This is a genomic window from Paraglaciecola algarum (assembly GCF_021532655.1).
Taxonomy (GTDB): domain Bacteria; phylum Pseudomonadota; class Gammaproteobacteria; order Enterobacterales; family Alteromonadaceae; genus Paraglaciecola; species Paraglaciecola algarum.
Genome location: NZ_JAKGAS010000017.1, coordinates 42,230 through 58,649 on the forward strand (window position 1 = coordinate 42,230; position 16,420 = coordinate 58,649).

Sequence of the window (16,420 nt, forward strand, 5' to 3'; positions counted from 1 at the left end):
TAACCAGGTGTGATGGTCTATTTAGTTAATTGTCTTTTCTTTACCGCATGATGTGCACCATTTGCCACAAACCTAAGTTGTAATTTCACTCTGTCTGCTACTTTTTTCTTTTGACTATCAGTGGCGTCTAATGCTTCTGCACCGGCACTGAACACTAGTTTGACCATAGCTTCAGCTTGTAAATTGGCAATTTTATATGGTAGACCGGTAGACGCTATTGTGTAATCTGTTAGTTCAACATTAAAGTGTTGGATTTCTCGCAATACTGCCGCTCGAAAAGCTGTAGATGTGCCTGTATGTTCACGTAACAACAATCTAAATACATTGTTGTTAGCCGTAATAAACTCCATAAAAGTATCTACTGAGGTACTAATTACTCCGCCACCAGAAGCAATTCTTAATCTAGCTTGGCGCATAAGTTGGCGTAAAGCCAATCCAGCCTCATCAACTAAGGTTAAGCCTAGCTCATCGATATCCTTAAAGTGCCGGTAAAAAGAAGTGGGGGCTATGCCTGCCGCTCGAGCCACTTCTCGCAAACTTATACTCGATAAACTGCGTCGTTCATCCAATAAAGAGAAAGCTGCTTCGATTATAGCTCTGCGTGTTCTTAGTTTTTGTTCTTGGCGACTCAATGGAGATTCTTTAATGGTTGATGTTGAGTTAATTCTAACGCGAAAAGTTAACAAATAGACACCATAAATATAAGTTAACTTGAACATATTACTTGCTTAAGTTTGTTAGCAAAGTAAAATAGCGTACACTTGTAAGCTGAAAGTATTTTTAAATGAAAAAACCTCGCCTCCTTTTAACCAATATTTTGGTTTTTATTATTACTGGACTTATAGCCTTAATATTGGTGCCGTTTGAAGCAGTACAAAATGGTTTTGATGGAATTGAGATCGCTGCCTGTGTCGTATTAATTTATTTTTCAGGTATGTCGATTACTGCTGGTTATCACCGACTTTGGTCACATAAGGCCTATGAAGCAAACACTTTTGTTAAAGTAGTATTGGCGCTCGGTGGTGCTATGGCACTACAAAATAGTATTTTACATTGGTGTTCAGATCATCGAATTCATCATAGGCACGTAGACGACAATGAGCAAGACCCTTATTCAGCTAAAAAAGGGTTTTGGTACTCTCACATCGGATGGATGTTAAGAGAATATCAAATACATCGCTATTCTGATTATAGTAATTGCCGAGATTTACAAAAAGATAAAGTGGTTATGTGGCAACACAATCACTACCTGGCCATAATGTTAATCGCCAATTTTGGTATACCCTTGATATTAGGTTTGTTAAATGGTGATGTATGGGGCATGTTGTTGCTGGCCGGAGTGTTTCGGTTAGTGGTGGTGCATCATGTGACATTTTTTATTAATTCCCTTGCACACATATGGGGGCGTCAGCCCTATACCGATGGGAATACTGCTCGTGATAACGATATTTTGGCTTTTTTCACTTTTGGCGAGGGATACCATAACTACCATCATATCTTTGAATATGATTATAGAAACGGCATTAAGTGGTGGCAGTTTGATCCAACTAAATGGTTAATACGTGGTCTATCTTATATAGGTTGGACCAAAAATTTACGACGTTGTCCTGAAGAGCGTATTGAAAAAGCCAAAGTGGCAATGCAATTAAAACTAGCTAAAGAAAAAGTTTCAAAGTTACCTAATGCTGATGAAGTTTTAGCTCGAATCCAAACAGAATATGAACTATTAGCAAAGCGTATGACTGAATATTATTCGGCTAAAAAACAATTGATGGAATTAAAAAAGCAAAGTTTACAACGCAGTTACAAAAGTTTGGAAATTCAATATACGTATAAGGAATTGAAACAAAATTTGGCCATTCAAAAAGAAAAATGGTTACAGCTGAATAGGTTTGATTTTTTACCCGCGACATAGAGCACTCAATTATCTTCATATGTAAAGGCCTCCTCCAGAAGAGGCCTTTTTAATGCTTTAATATTCGAAGCTCAATAGTTTTAGGTTTCAGATGAACATTGTTAGTAAAATAAGCCACTGCATCGAATGTAAGGAGCATTTACCTTTTGCACCTAGACCTATTTTTCAATATTCTGAGATTGCTCAAATAATTATTGTTGGTCAAGCACCAGGTATTAAAGCTCATCAATCTCATCTAGCTTGGAATGATGCTTCTGGTATTAGATTACGTGAGTGGTTAAATATGAGTGATAGCACTTTTTATAATAAAGAGCTGATATCAATCATTCCTATGGGGTTTTGTTATCCAGGAAGAGGTAAATCTGGTGATTTACCTCCAAGGCCAGAATGCGCAAAAAAATGGCATTCTTCATTATTGTCGAATAGTCGACCTAAGCTACAAATATTGATTGGAAAATATGCCCAGGACTATTATTTACAAGACAAAAAGACTTTAACTGAAAGGTTAAAAAACTGGCAGGACTACTTGCCTGCTTACTTGGTACTGCCGCATCCATCACCGAGAAACAATATTTGGTTGAAAAAGCACGCTTGGTTTGAGCAAGAAGCTCTACCTGCAATGCAAAAAGTAGTTAACAAGTACTTAAAATAAAAAAGGCTGCAAGTAGCAGCCTTTTAATCAATATCAATAAATCATCTATACTTCAAATGGATGACGTAGCACTATTGTTGCGTTACGTTCAGGACCAGTTGAAATAATATCAATTGGCACGCCAGTCAGTTCTTCTAAGCGTTTAATATAATTTTTAGCTGCCTGTGGTAACTCATCGTATTCGGTTACACCAAAAGAGTTTTCACTCCAACCTGGCATGCTTTCATATACTGGAGTGATAAGCTCATAGTCGTCAGCTGCCATTGGTGGTACATCTGATATGTTGCCAGCAGCATCTTTGTAACCCGTACAAATGCTCAAACTTTCAAGACCATCAAGTACGTCTAATTTGGTTAAACAGAAACCTGTGATTGAGTTGATTTGTACGGCACGTTTCATAGCAACGGCATCAAACCAACCAGTGCGACGTTTACGACCAGTCGTTGCGCCAAATTCATGACCTTTAACACCTAAGTGTTGGCCTACTTCGCAATCTAATTCTGTAGGGAAAGGGCCTGAACCTACGCGAGTGGTATAAGCTTTAACAATTCCTAAAACATAATCTAGGTTAAGAGGGCCAAAACCTGCACCTGTCGCTACACCACCAACGGTAGTATTTGAAGAGGTTACATAAGGATAAGTACCATGGTCGATATCGAGTAAAGTACCTTGCGCACCTTCAAACATAATCGCGTCACCGCGCAGGCGGGCTTTGTCTAATACGTCGGTAACATCGACAACCATAGCTTTCAAAATATCCGCAACTGCTAACGCATCGGCTAATACTTTTTCATAACTTACTGGCTCAACTTTATAGTAGTTGGTCAGCATGAAGTTATGGTATTCAAGGATGTTTTTAAGCTTAACGGCAAAGTCTTCCGGGTTGAACAAATCGCCAACACGTAAGCCACGACGAGAAACTTTGTCTTCATATGCTGGGCCAATTCCTCGGCCAGTGGTACCAATCGCTTTATTGCCAAGGGCTTTCTCGCGAGCAATATCTAGCTCTATATGATAGGGCAAAATTAACGGGCAAGCTTCACTAATACGTAAGCGTTCTTTAACCGGTACACCACGCTCTTCAAGCATAGCGGTTTCTTTAAGCAACGCTTCAGGGCTAAGTACCACACCATTACCGATTATACAGGTAACGTTTGAACGTAAAATACCAGAAGGGATCAAATGCAGAACAGTTTTTTCACCGTCAATTACCAATGTGTGACCAGCATTGTGTCCACCTTGATAACGAACAACATAGGTCGCTTGATCTGTTAGTAAATCTACAACCTTACCTTTACCCTCATCACCCCATTGGGTGCCGAGTACAACAACATTTTTAGCCATGAATAGAACGGAGTCAGAAAATTAGGCGGGGATTCTATCAAAAAATAAACGTCAGCTAAATAGCAAAATAGCGCAAGTTATAATCAACAGGCTTATGGGGGGTATTGTTTATACCAAATATAGTAAACTGACGATGCCAATCGTCACCAATACCCCTCCTGTAGCACGTAACTGATTGACTGGTTGTTGGGAAAGGTGGTGTAAAAAGCGTTGCCATTTGTTGGCAAATAACATGGGGCCGATTCCTTCAATAATTAGTACTAAGGCGACGGAGATAAGTATACTATTGGTCATTGTTGTTACCCTAAAGTAATGAAATTAAAGGTAATATAACTTTATTCTAAATTTATATGCGTAAAATTATTAAAAAAAGCACTTTACTGTTCGGACTTAGTTTAAATAGTGTAAATTGGAACATATGGATACTTTAAATCATTACGCAACGTTAACTCCACAGCAATTAAAACAGCTCAGGCTGGTTAGTCTGGCCGGCGCGACTTTGATGTTATGTTTTATTTTTGCAGATTTACAAATATTACCAGCGTCATTACATCAAGTATATTTGATTTCTAGGTTGCTGATACAAGTCCCTCTATGCGGTTTATTTATACTTATTACCTTTATCCCTTTTTATGCAAAAATTCATCAATGGGCAGTGTGTTTCATTTTACTGGGTGTTGTTTATGCTAACTATTGGTTGATACTCAGGTGTTGGCAATTAGAGGGTTTTTCTTTTCCTTATGAAGGCACAGTGATGTATAGCCTATTTGTATTGTTTGTGTTTCGGATTAAATTCAATTTTGCGCTATTTTTTGTTACTTGTACTTTAATAGGGTTTGTTTTGCTCATTACAATTTACCCTATATATGGCGACAGAAACTCAGTGAGTTTAGGCTTTGTTATGTGTGGGTTAGTGGTGGGCTTGATGGGCGTGTATCAAATTGAAGCTGTTTTAAAAAAGCTTTCTTTTATGAATCAAAAACTTATTCATCTGAGCCAAATTGATCAACTAACGAATATTCTAAACCGTGGTACTTACGAAATTTACTTTACTCATTTACTCGAATCAAATAAACGCAGTGCTTGCAGTATATGTATATTTTTCATTGATTTAGACAATTTCAAAGCATACAACGATGGTTATGGTCACGTAAAAGGAGATGAAGTGATTAGGTTGCAAGCTGACATTTTGAAGAATATTTTTCGCAGAAATACCGACATAGTGGCGCGATATGGTGGTGAAGAGTACGTTGTGGTTACCTCGAATTTAACCCAGCAACAATGTATCGATAGTGCAAAAGAGATTATTCACGGCTGGAAACAACATAAAGTCCCCCATGGTAAAACAGCCGGACAAGAGTTTGTGAGTTGTTCAATCGGTTTCTACCAAGAAATTTTAGATAAAACCTCTACCAAAGAAGAGCTTGTTGATAAAGCCGATAAAGCCCTCTATCAAGCGAAAACTAGGGGACGAAATCAGTTTGTTCAGTATATTGATTAGTTATTTGGGACGATTGGCGGCTTTTCTCCAAGTTCATGATGCACTAAAGGTATTAATTTTTTTTGGTTGTTTTTCATACAATGCATTGGCCGAGCCGGTTGTTACTAATCGGTTGGTTAATCCATCTTCACTATTTAATTTTGAAAATATAAATATGGTTGATAACCAAATACTAAGTTTAGCTGGAAAGTGGTGTTTTAATTGGTCCGAATTTATTGACCCTGAAACTCCTTGTCCGGCAACTAGTCAATCCATGGTTCTACCCTCCAAATGGAATAATTTGACATCAGGTCAAACTAGTTTTGCTAGGCAAGGATACGCTAGTTACAGTACAACTATTATGTTACCCAAAAACGCTCCTCCAATGGGTTTGTATGTACCTCTTTTTTATCGCGCCGGTGAGTTTTTTATTAATGGTCGTTCAGTGTTAAAAGTGGGGCAAGTCGGTGAAACGAAAGATACTGAAGTGCCGCGAGACAAACGTTCAATCATTGCCTTACCAGAGGGTGTTCAAAGGATAAACTTGGTTATTCATGTTTCAAGTTTTCATCATATCGAAGGGGGCTTAAACAACGAGTTGCAAATTGCTCCACTTACTGTTTTATTAAGTGAAGAGCGTATTCGTTCATTCAGTTCAATATTTTTAGTGGGCTCTTCTTTAAGTTTTGCAGTTTACTTCTTTTTTATTGGCCTAGGGCCAGCGAGGCGTAAAGATTTTGTTTATATCGCCGGTGCCACTTCCATATTTACCTACACCTTACGTATTATCGGCACTGAGCAAATTTGGTTGTTTATTGTGCCAGACATGCCTGCTTTTTGGACGCTAAAATTTGAATATTATGGGATAGTGCTGGGGCTACCTGCTTATTTATATTATCTGTATTATTTATTTCCTGACAACGTTAATAAACTACTTTGTCGTGGCCTATTGTTGTTAGGTCTGATGTCATTTGTTGCTATTAATGTTTTGCCAACGGAAATTTATGTTTGGTTGCGGGATCCTTGGATTGCATTGTTTGCTTTTTTTATGCTGTATTTTCTGTATTGTATTGTGCAGGCCATAAAACAAAGGCAACCTGATTCTTATATAGTGGGCTTTATTGTCATCACTGTCATTCTTACTATCTCACATGATCTGTTTATTTGGTTTGGCGTGTTTAGTGGTAATAGATTAGTGAACCTAACATACCTGTCTTTATTATTGGGAAACGCGGCAATATTAACCACTCGCATGATCAGAAGCGCAAACCGAGAGGTGGTGTTAGCTAAGCAAATTAACCTACTCAATCTAAGCCTGCAAAATAAAGTCGAAAAACGCACAAAGCAGTTAGCGCAAAAAGTGAATGAGCTTGACCAACAAAGGCACATAGCTGAAAAAGCCAATTCAGCTAAGTCTAAATTTTTAGCTACGGCAAGTCATGATTTACGTCAACCTTTGCACGCTTTGGGTTTGTTTATTGGCTCTCTTAGGTTTTCTCGCAATAACCAAGAAAAAGCTGAAATTCAAGATAAGTTGGAGGCCACCCATAGTTCGTTAACTGAACTTTTTGACGGGCTTTTAGATATTTCCAAGATTGATGCCGATGCCATAGATACCGAAATTCAACCGGTGGCGGTTAAACCCCTGTTACAAAAAATCCAACAAGAGTTTGAAGTAAGCGCCATCAATAAAGGCATTCAATTACGCTTTCATGGTAAAGATTTATATGTGATATCTGATCCCTTGTGGCTAGAAAGGATTGTTCGAAACTTATTAAGTAATGCGTTGCGTTATACCAATCAAGGAGGGGTGTTACTCACAGTTAGATTACGTAAAAACAAAGTATTGATCCAAGTTTGGGATACAGGAATAGGGATTCCTAAAGAGCAGCAAAGCAGCATCTTTGAAGAGTTTACCCAATTAAAAAATCCCAGTCCGGCAGGCAGGTTGGGCTTAGGGTTAGGTTTGTCGATTGTGCAAAAATTAGGTGTATTGTTAGACCATAAAGTTACCGTGCAATCAAAGGTAGGGCAAGGTTCGGTGTTTACTGTTGAAGCTGAAATGGCTGAGGCTATTTCCATTGTCCCTTCGGTTTCTCAAATATCAGGAGGTTTAAACCCACTAGCCGGAAAAATTATTTTGGTGGTAGACGATGAGGCGCCTATTTTAGACGCTATGCGTTTAATGTTAGAAAAATGGGACTGCACAGTATTCACTGCAAACTCAATGGCAGAGGTTAAAAGCGTTCTTGAATCTCAGGTCATACTACCTGATATGTTAATTACCGATTATCGATTCCCCGGGGATTATACTGGTTTAGATATTATTCAATTTATTAGACAAAGTGTGAATAAGCACATACCTGCACTTATGGTCACAGGTGACACATCTAAAGATAAAGTGGAGTTGTTTAAATATGAAGGGGTTAAAAACGCAGGAGTGCGGGTATTGCATAAACCTGTACAACAAGCAAAGATTCGTTTGATGTTGAATCATCTGAGTAAAGAACTTGAGTAAGGGGAAACTCAGGCTTGATTTATTAACCCTCTAGTTCTTGCGACGTTGACACATTCAATACGATTGGTCACGCCTAAAATTTGAAACAAAGCCGCTACATGTGACTTTACAGTATTTTCGGTACGGTGTAATTGTTGGGCGATGGTTTGGTTTGAATATCCGGCTACAATTAGCTGCAATACAGCATATTGTTTGGCGCTGATCCCAGCGTGTTTAGCGTGAGGCGGTAAAGTTGTTGATGTGGGTGCAGTAGTCTTTCGATTAAGCATATTCAGTATATTTTCAGGCAAATACACATTACCGGTTAATACTGTTCTAAAGGCATCTAACATTGAAGCTGCACTAAGGGACTTAGGTACAAAACCCAATACATTTTGTTCAAGAGCCTGGCGAATAAAGCTTAAGTTTTCTTCTGCCGACACCACCACTACGGGTATGCAATATTCTTGAGCCGAAAATCGTTGTAAAAACGAAAACCCATCTTTTCCTGGTAAGCCTAAATCGAGCAAAATTAAATCAAAGTCATCTTGTTTATCTAATACTAACATAGCCTCATCTATAGCTAAGGCTTTGCTAATACTTACCTGTTCATCCAATTGTCTTAGTACTTGGCTTACCCCGTCAATAAACAAAGGATGGTCGTCAATAACTAGTATGTTCACAATGTGGATTTCCTATCTGCCAGTTTCTTAAGTATATGATAGCAGTTAACTCAAATTCAAAATTCATACTTTCGGGTGAATCTATTTTTGCTTGAACCTTCTAAACTTTTATTTATTCAGCCTTCCGGAGGCGGGAATTTTTACTTTTTGACATTGGAAAAAGGACAACTTTATGTTCTTACTTGTATGTTTATTTTCTAGCTTAATTGCACTGCTGCTATTTGCTATGACTGAATAACGTGGAAAAAATACACGTTTTGCGCGTCAAAACTTTGTAAACCAAGACAAAAATTTAATGATTGGAATAATCACTTTAAAGGAATATTTAGTATGAAACTCTCCAAGCCATCTAAACTCGTGTTCTACATACGTGTTGGATTGTTTGCCGCTAGCAGTCTTACCTGTTTAAGAGCGGTTGCTGAAATCAATCAAACTTTTAATCTCGACTTTTCACTGCAAAATATAAATACCTTTGGTAACACCAGTTTACAAGGTAGTGGTGATCTTAATCTGTTTAATTTTAGTGAAGGCTTTAATTTTGGTGGCACAAAAAACTTAAAAATCCCGCCAGTTGGCCCCAATTTAGGTGAGTATGGTTTTAAGGCAAGTGGTCATGTCAGTGCCGAATCGGGACTTCGATATGATTACGACCTTGGCCAGCATAGTTTTAACTTAAACCTGCCTATGAGTATCGATTTACAGGTTAGCGAAATTGATGCGCAAAACCGTATTACTATTAGCTCTTCCTATTCGCTCGGCAGTGGCGCTGGTATTGCGCCTATCGTAAGCACATCTGATGCTTTTCTAAAAATTGATCCTTACTTAGCTATGTCTGCTGGCATTAATGCCAGAGCGTGTCTTAAAAACTGTACTACCCTAATTAATGAAAGTGTAAGCATCGATACCCGCGGAGGTGACCCAGACAAGTACTTAATTGATGTAAGTGCTGCAGATTTGAATGTGTCTATCAACGAAAATATGGGTAGTACGCAAACGGGGGAACAACTTGCTAGGTATGCGGACTTATTTGGCATTGAGTTTGATTCAAGTGTGCATCGTGAAATCGGCAAGCAAGCACGTAAGGCTGGTCTAAATAGCTTGATTACCCATATTCCCGGTGATGAGTTTGCTCTTATCGCTGAAGGCGCTGGGCAAAGCCCTCGTAATAATAGTTTTAACTTAACTGCCAGTGGTCGCGACGATTTTTTTGAGTTTGGTGTGGATATGATCAACCTCGCAGCAAGCATGAAACCTGGTATTGGTGACAAAGTCGCTAAGGTTTTACACAGTAACTTTCAAACAAAATTCGCTGGGCTTGATTTTAGCGCTGGCTGGGACTTACTCGACATAGACACTACCACCACAGCCTTTATGGACCAAAACTTTAACTTTAATGCCACCCCTACCATAGACTTCATGTTATCCAATAATCAATCTTATAGCATGCAGGCGGGGGATGAGTTGGTGATCCAACTAGGTCAGGATATCGATTTTATCGATCTAACCCCCACCTTTAATTTGGGCGGGCGCTTCAACAGTACATTTGATTTGGGCTTTGGCCTAAATGCTGAGCTTGAAACCCTGGGGTATGATTTATCGTTACCAATAGGCAATGTATCCTTACCCGCGGGTCGTAAAGTTAAAGATTTTGGTATCGGCAATGTAGGCACATCTCGAGCCCCAATCTCGGTGTCAGAAGAGGTTGAAACCGACGTGCAAATCGCTTCCACTAGCCGCAATTTAAATCAATTTTCCAGTGTTGTAGGCACAACCTTGACCACAGCCCTGCCCAGCGTTAGCGAGCATGGGACCAGCGGCAATGACATACTCGAAGGCACTCATGGACACGATACGCTATCAGGGGGGGCGGGTAATGATACGTTAATCGGCAGGGCAGGCGATGATGTGTTAGATGGCGGCTCAGGCATAGATACTGCTAGTTATTTAGATGCTTCGCAGGGAGTGTCAGTGAATTTATCGGTCGGTCTTCAGGGGTTTGGGCATGGCAATGACACTCTGATTAACATTGAAAATGTCACTGGTAGTAATTTAGACGATATCCTTCTGGGTGACGACAAAAATAACATTCTTAGAGGCCAGGACGGTGCTGATTCACTCTATGGTCTAGCTGGCGACGATACGTTAATTGGTGGTATTGGCAACGATATTCTTGATGGTGGTGATGGATTCGATACCGCAAATTATCGTTATATCGATAAAGGGCCTATCGTCGCAGACGGTGTTGAAGTTGACCTGCAACTGGGGACGGCTATAGACAGAGACGGTAGTGAGGCTGATACGTTAATTAGTATCGAAAATGTACGAGGGAGTCTATATAACGACAAAATATATGGGGACAGTGGCAATAATGAATTGCGCGGAGATAATGGACATGACACGCTTTGGGGCAGAAATGGAGACGACAAGCTCTACGGTGGCGGCGGTATTGACGCACTTAATGGTGGTGATGGGAATGATTCTCTAACCGGAGGCGCTGGTTCAGATAGACTCTATGGTAGTACTGGCGATGATACGTTTTATCAAACCGTTGATGACTTTTTTACCGGAATAGATACGTTAATAGGCGGTGAGGGTTCCGACACGGTTGACTACACAGGTATGAGAAACACCTATTATGTAAGCCCGTTTCAATTAGTTGGTGGGTTCGATATTTCTGACGAGCCACAAGACGGATACAGTAAACAGCAATACGGTATTGGTGTGTATGTCAATCTGGAAGATGGGGAGGCATACTCACAATTTGGGGGTTCTCTCGAACCTTTTTATCCAGATTTCTCTCCAGGACACTATGAAAATTTTAAACAAAATAAACCAAATTTCACAAATACCCTTACCGGCATAGAGAACGTTAATGGCACAGAATTTAGCGACACTATATATGGTGATGACAGCAACAACATTATCAACGGCCGAGGCGGAGACGATAAGTTGTATGGCAGAGGCGGTGATGACACCTTTGTGTATAGTGCCGGTGACGATATATACATGGGGGGGGCTGGAGTCGATACACTTGACGCTAGTGAGCTCAGTACAGGTATAAATGTTCTATTATCTTCCTCATCTTATGATCTTGAAAATGTTATAGGTACTCGGTTTGATGATCGCATAATTGGCGACGGTAAACATAATCGTTTAGACGGTGGTGCGGGTAATAATGAACTTACTGGTGGTAATGGGCACGATACCTTTGTTGTGCATAACGGTAAAAATGAAGCAAATGCTACCAATACCTTAAACGGCGGTGGAGGCAATGATACCGTGTTATTAACTCAGCAAGTAAAAGAAAGCGAGTTTGTGGCAAGTTATCAAAACGGCGATTTAGTTTTAGGCTTAAATAAAGGGCATCAGGTGATTCTTGAGCAGCAGTATCAAAATTCTGCTGATAGAACTGAACGATTAAACAATGCTGGAATCGGTATTAAAGATATCAATGGTTCATACGAGGCATTGGTAAATCGAGGGAACTTTCAGCAGTATCAAATTGATAGTGAATTTACTACTCAACAAAATATGATCAATCGCACTAAGCTGATCAGTAACGCCAAATTAATCAATAATCACAGGTTAACGAATAATGGCACTTTTCACAGTGATGGCACACTGGAGAATAATGGTCAGTTGGTCAATCGAGGTAGCTTGATAGTAAGTAGTTTGTTTGACAATAATGGTGAACTGCGTAATGAACAGGATGGTGTGATCCAGTTTTTGGCTGATAATCGCGTGAATGGCAATATTGTTAACAATGGCCTTATCAGCGTGGCTCAGAATAATTGGTTGAAAATAGGTGGTAATTATTCAGGGTCTGGTTTTTTTGCCGGCAATGTCGCCTTTGAAAACGTTTCGTTGAATATAGGCAATAGCCCGGGTGATACGAATGTAATGGGTAATGCTAGCTTTTCTGAGGTGGACTTTAATCTAGAAGTTGGCTTAGATTCATTTGGTAACATAGTGTACGACACATTTAATGTACTGGGTGACTTTACCCTTGCTGGTGGCATGAATATCGGTGTGTCATTACTCGATGGTTTATTATTTGACGACGTGTTTGGCCTTGATTTTAATTTTATCAATGTAACGGGAGACGTTTTTGACGGAGCTGGAGAACAGTTAACGATTGATGACTTATTGGCATACAGTTATGAAGTGGCAGATAACGTTTTTGCACGCTGGAACTATTTCGATGACCTTGGATATTCTTTGAGTTTTAGCGGTACAGACCTGCTCTTAGCCAATGGGGGGGGATTACCAACTGTTCCTTCGGATGTTCCTGCACCTAAAACATTAAGTCTATTGTTGGCTTCCATTTTGATTGTGTTGTGGTGTAGAAAAAAGTTGCCTAATTAAGTATAACGCAGTGTTCAAAAGCGTTTAAGTATTCAAAGGTCACTAGTCAGTGGCATTTTTTATTAAGTGCTGTGAATCTAATTTTCCACTCCCTGTGGAGTGAATTTATAACCTACCCCCCATACGGTTTGTACTATTTGTGGTGAGGTTGCGTCGATTTCAATTTTGGCCCTTAGTCTATTGATGTGAGAGTTCACTGTATGTTCATATCCACTGTGGTGATAGCCCCATACCGATTCTAATAATTGGCTACGACTAAAAACTTGATTAGGGTGACTGGCCAAATGGTGCAGTAATTCAAACTCAGTTGCAGTAAGTTCTAATATCTGTTGGTTAAAAATCACCTGATGATTTTTTTGGTTGATACTTAAGTTTCCAATCACAAGTGGGCTGTCCTCATCATCTACCTTTTCACAATTCGCCGCTTGTAATACGTGCACTTTACGTAGTTGCGAACGCACACGAGCTTGTAACTCCCGTACACTAAAGGGTTTAGTCATGTAATCGTCAGCACCTAACTCTAATCCTAATACTCGATCGGTTTCTGAACTTTTGGCGGTCAACATGATAATAGCTTGAGTAGGTTTTTTTTCTCTTACTTGTCGGCAAATATCCAAACCATTTACGCCTGGTAACATCACATCTAAAATAAGTAATGAATAGTTCTTTTCTAAGGCAAGCGTTAAGGCTTTATCACCTTGATCTTGATGGGTGGTTTCTACTCCTAATTCGGTTAAGTTAACACGAATAAGATCAGCGATATCTTTATCGTCTTCAACTATTAATACGCTGTCAGACATAAAATTGACTCCACTTTATAAAACAAAAACGCCCATTTAGCTGAGCGTTTTTATATTAACCTGTTAGGGGCTGTTAATCATTGGTGAATTAATTTTGTTTAAACTAAACGCTTTTCTAATCGAGGCGCTGACTTTTAGGCCTAATGGATTAAGTCATAAGTCAGTAACAAAGAGTAAAACGCGTTTAGAACGAACCCTTCGGGCAGTATAAATGCCGCATAACTCACTGCAAAAACATACACCAAAGATCAACAGCCCCTCATAACAGATTATTCAGTACGGGTTACCATAATGTGAATCGCAGGGTTGTCAAATTTATGCTGTACAGTTAATACAGAATTAGTCAATCCGTCATCACTTGTGACCACACCTGGGTGCATAGATACAAAACCCGTGTCTGTGCGTGTAGGGTTAAAACCTTCGCCACCATCTGCTGGCCCAGGCATAGTGCCTGCCATTTCAGAGTTAACCTCAGTTCCTGCATCATAAACACCTGCTGTAGTTGACCAACTATCGCCAGCGGCTAAGCTACTTAGGTCTAGAGCATTTAGTCCGGTAAAGGCGTCATTGGTATTCACTAACATGGTAGTGATAGATAGTTTTGCATCAGTGATATCTTGCACTTTTACACTAATCGTTTCACTAGCTCCTGGGCCAATTGCACCAGCACCAGAAGCTGAAGCCATACCTAATGCGAGTAAACCAGTGTTCATGCCACCTTCCGCCATTTTCTCTAATTCAACTGAAGGCACCATTCCCACTTCAAATAAGTTACCGTCAGCATGTAATACTACTGCTGCTGGTGATAGTGGTTGTGCATTGGTTAAGTTAGTAATAGTGACTTCATAACTTACGTCAACAGGTGTAGGTACGGGAGCGGGTACTTCTACAATAACTTCAACCTCTTTAATGACTTCGACTTCTTTGATCACTTCCACTTCATCATCACTACAGGCACTTAATGCCAGCGGTAGAGCTAGCATGAGAGCAAGCTTAAGCTTTTGATTTTTAATTTTAATTAACATAACAGTCTCCTTATTGAACGGTTACTGTTACTTTCGCTACAGGATTCAACCAACGATGTACTGTATTGGTCACGTCACTTTTACCATCGGTAGCTGAATCGTCACCAATGTTGCCAGGATGAATATGGATCATAGTGTTAGTTTCGGTTGCTGTTACACCACTACCATTTGTACCTAAAGTTAAGAAAGGTGGAGCTGGCATACCTGGAACACCAGGCGCTCCGCCACCTATTATTTCATCATTGGCTTCAGTACCAGCATCATAAGCATTTAAATAAACGGTATAGGTGCCCGCTTCTGTAGGGATTGTCCAGTTATCAAGGCCGATAAAACCGTCATTTGAAGGTAAAATCATAGCGACAATCGATAATACTGTATTGCTATCAGCGGTCATAAAAGAGCCTGACACTTTTGCCGTAGGAGCTAAAGGTCCTGCTGCTGTTTCAGCTAGCATATCCGCATTAATAGCAGTAGCAATTGTTGTTAAACCAGCAAGGCTACCGCCTTCTGCCATTTCTTGAATTTCACTTGAAGCCATTTCGCCTACTTCAAAAAGACTAGAATCAGAAGTGTGGGCCACAGTGGCGATAGGTGTAAAGTATAAACCTTGGGTGAGGTTTTTAATTTCAACTGTAACGTTTGCAGCAAAACTTTGTGTTGTAGCAAATGTTAGTGCGCTCACGGTAAGAAGTTTTGTAATTTGTTTCATCTTTTATCCTCGCAATTTAAATTAGTTGTTAGTGCGAAGACAAGTTTGCGTATCAATTATCTCAAAAGTATCACGAAATCCAAACGAAATTATCAAAATGAAAAATAATTGCGTTAAAATTTGAAGCACAACTAAAAGCACAAAAGACTCTTTGCGGTTTTGTAGTGAATTTATTGCACATTGATTAAGACAATATAAACACCAAGCTCAGTGCACGGAAACGCTGAACTTGCTGTTGTGGTTAATTGGAGTAGGGCTATTCGTCTGTTACTTTTTCTTTAGCAAGTCTCACTTTTAATGTTCTTTCTTGAAATGATGAATCGTTTAAGTTTTTGATCGCTTTATTTGCGCCTTTAGTATCCATTTCGACAAAACCATAACCTTTTCTTTTACCGGTTCTGCGATCTTTCATCAAGCGAACCGAATTAACCGTGCCCTGTTGTTCGAAATGTTCCTGAACAGCTTGCTCGTTAGCTCTATAAGGAAGGTTACCTACATATAATGTAGAGAGCTCTTGGTCGTCACTTTCAGATGATGAAGAATTAGATTCAAATACCTGTAACAAGGTAGGAGCTAATAGGCCCCCAATTACAACACCTGCTACCGCGGTTAAATGATTTGAAATGTCTGTTGCGATTAAAGGAACTAAAACAAATACTAATACCGCAAGTATTGCGGTAACTATGATATTTAAGATAAAAGATGATTTCATTTATAACTACCTAAAAAATTTATGTTTATTAAGATTTATGTTTACAAGAATACGGGAAAACAAAGCCATGTTACTTAATTCACGTACGATCGCAATATAGTTCACAGGTATAAACACAGTATTTGTTGTTTTTATAGACATTAACAAGTGTTTTTAACTGGAATTGCTCAGTAACTAACCGAACAGTAAAAAAGATTAAAAAAGGGGTTGCAGTGGGAGAAGTTATCTCTATAATGCG

Annotated in this window: 13 protein-coding genes; 5 read left to right on the forward strand and 8 right to left on the reverse strand. The window is 39.5% G+C overall.

Annotation, left to right across the window (positions count from 1 at the left end):
* Positions 1-17 precede the first annotated feature (17 nt).
* Positions 18-632, reverse strand: coding sequence for an HTH-type transcriptional repressor FabR (gene fabR, locus L0668_RS19550; protein WP_235314427.1), 615 nt, complete (start codon positions 630-632; stop codon positions 18-20).
* Positions 633-784: 152 nt separating this feature from the next.
* Between fabR and L0668_RS19555 the strand changes: the two genes are divergently transcribed.
* Positions 785-1,915, forward strand: coding sequence for an acyl-CoA desaturase (locus L0668_RS19555; protein ID WP_235314412.1), 1,131 nt, complete (start codon positions 785-787; stop codon positions 1,913-1,915).
* Between the two features lie 91 nt (positions 1,916-2,006).
* Positions 2,007-2,567, forward strand: coding sequence for a uracil-DNA glycosylase family protein (locus L0668_RS19560; protein WP_235314413.1), 561 nt, complete (start codon positions 2,007-2,009; stop codon positions 2,565-2,567).
* A 45-nt stretch (positions 2,568-2,612) separates the two neighbouring features.
* Here the strand turns inward: L0668_RS19560 and L0668_RS19565 are convergent, their stop codons facing one another.
* Both L0668_RS19565 and L0668_RS19570 read right to left on the reverse strand, forming a co-directional pair.
* Positions 2,613-3,911: an adenylosuccinate synthase gene (locus tag L0668_RS19565; RefSeq protein ID WP_235314414.1), complete on the reverse strand. Its 1,299-nt coding sequence runs from the start codon at positions 3,909-3,911 to the stop codon at positions 2,613-2,615.
* Between the two features lie 108 nt (positions 3,912-4,019).
* On the reverse strand, positions 4,020-4,205 hold the full coding sequence (locus L0668_RS19570; protein ID WP_235314415.1) for a DUF2065 domain-containing protein: 186 nt from the start codon (positions 4,203-4,205) through the stop codon (positions 4,020-4,022).
* 124 nt (positions 4,206-4,329) lie between these two features.
* Here L0668_RS19570 and L0668_RS19575 point away from each other — a divergent pair, with 124 nt between their 5' ends.
* Together L0668_RS19575 and L0668_RS19580 are read left to right on the forward strand one after the other, a co-directional pair.
* Positions 4,330-5,412, forward strand: a complete 1,083-nt coding sequence (locus L0668_RS19575; RefSeq protein ID WP_235314416.1) for a GGDEF domain-containing protein — start codon at positions 4,330-4,332, stop codon at positions 5,410-5,412.
* Positions 5,393-7,909 (forward strand): ATP-binding response regulator, encoded by a 2,517-nt coding sequence (locus tag L0668_RS19580; protein ID WP_235314417.1) that lies wholly within the window; start codon positions 5,393-5,395, stop codon positions 7,907-7,909. Before L0668_RS19575 ends, L0668_RS19580 begins: the two co-directional genes overlap by 20 nt.
* 8 nt (positions 7,910-7,917) lie before the next feature.
* Here the strand turns inward: L0668_RS19580 and L0668_RS20965 are convergent, their stop codons facing one another.
* Positions 7,918-8,571 (reverse strand): response regulator, encoded by a 654-nt coding sequence (locus tag L0668_RS20965; RefSeq protein ID WP_235314418.1) that lies wholly within the window; start codon positions 8,569-8,571, stop codon positions 7,918-7,920.
* Between the two features lie 330 nt (positions 8,572-8,901).
* Between L0668_RS20965 and L0668_RS19590 the strand changes: the two genes are divergently transcribed.
* Positions 8,902-12,936: a hypothetical protein gene (locus L0668_RS19590; RefSeq protein ID WP_235314419.1), complete on the forward strand. Its 4,035-nt coding sequence runs from the start codon at positions 8,902-8,904 to the stop codon at positions 12,934-12,936.
* A gap of 77 nt (positions 12,937-13,013) precedes the next feature.
* Here the strand turns inward: L0668_RS19590 and L0668_RS19595 are convergent, their stop codons facing one another.
* The 4 genes from L0668_RS19595 to L0668_RS19610 form a co-directional block, all read right to left on the reverse strand.
* Positions 13,014-13,736, reverse strand: coding sequence for a winged helix-turn-helix domain-containing protein (locus L0668_RS19595; protein WP_235314420.1), 723 nt, complete (start codon positions 13,734-13,736; stop codon positions 13,014-13,016).
* Between the two features lie 269 nt (positions 13,737-14,005).
* Positions 14,006-14,761, reverse strand: a complete 756-nt coding sequence (locus L0668_RS19600; protein ID WP_235314421.1) for a spondin domain-containing protein — start codon at positions 14,759-14,761, stop codon at positions 14,006-14,008.
* A gap of 10 nt (positions 14,762-14,771) precedes the next feature.
* On the reverse strand, positions 14,772-15,470 hold the full coding sequence (locus tag L0668_RS19605; RefSeq protein ID WP_235314422.1) for a spondin domain-containing protein: 699 nt from the start codon (positions 15,468-15,470) through the stop codon (positions 14,772-14,774).
* A 256-nt stretch (positions 15,471-15,726) separates the two neighbouring features.
* Positions 15,727-16,182: an RNA recognition motif domain-containing protein gene (locus L0668_RS19610; protein ID WP_235314423.1), complete on the reverse strand. Its 456-nt coding sequence runs from the start codon at positions 16,180-16,182 to the stop codon at positions 15,727-15,729.
* Positions 16,183-16,420 lie beyond the last annotated feature (238 nt).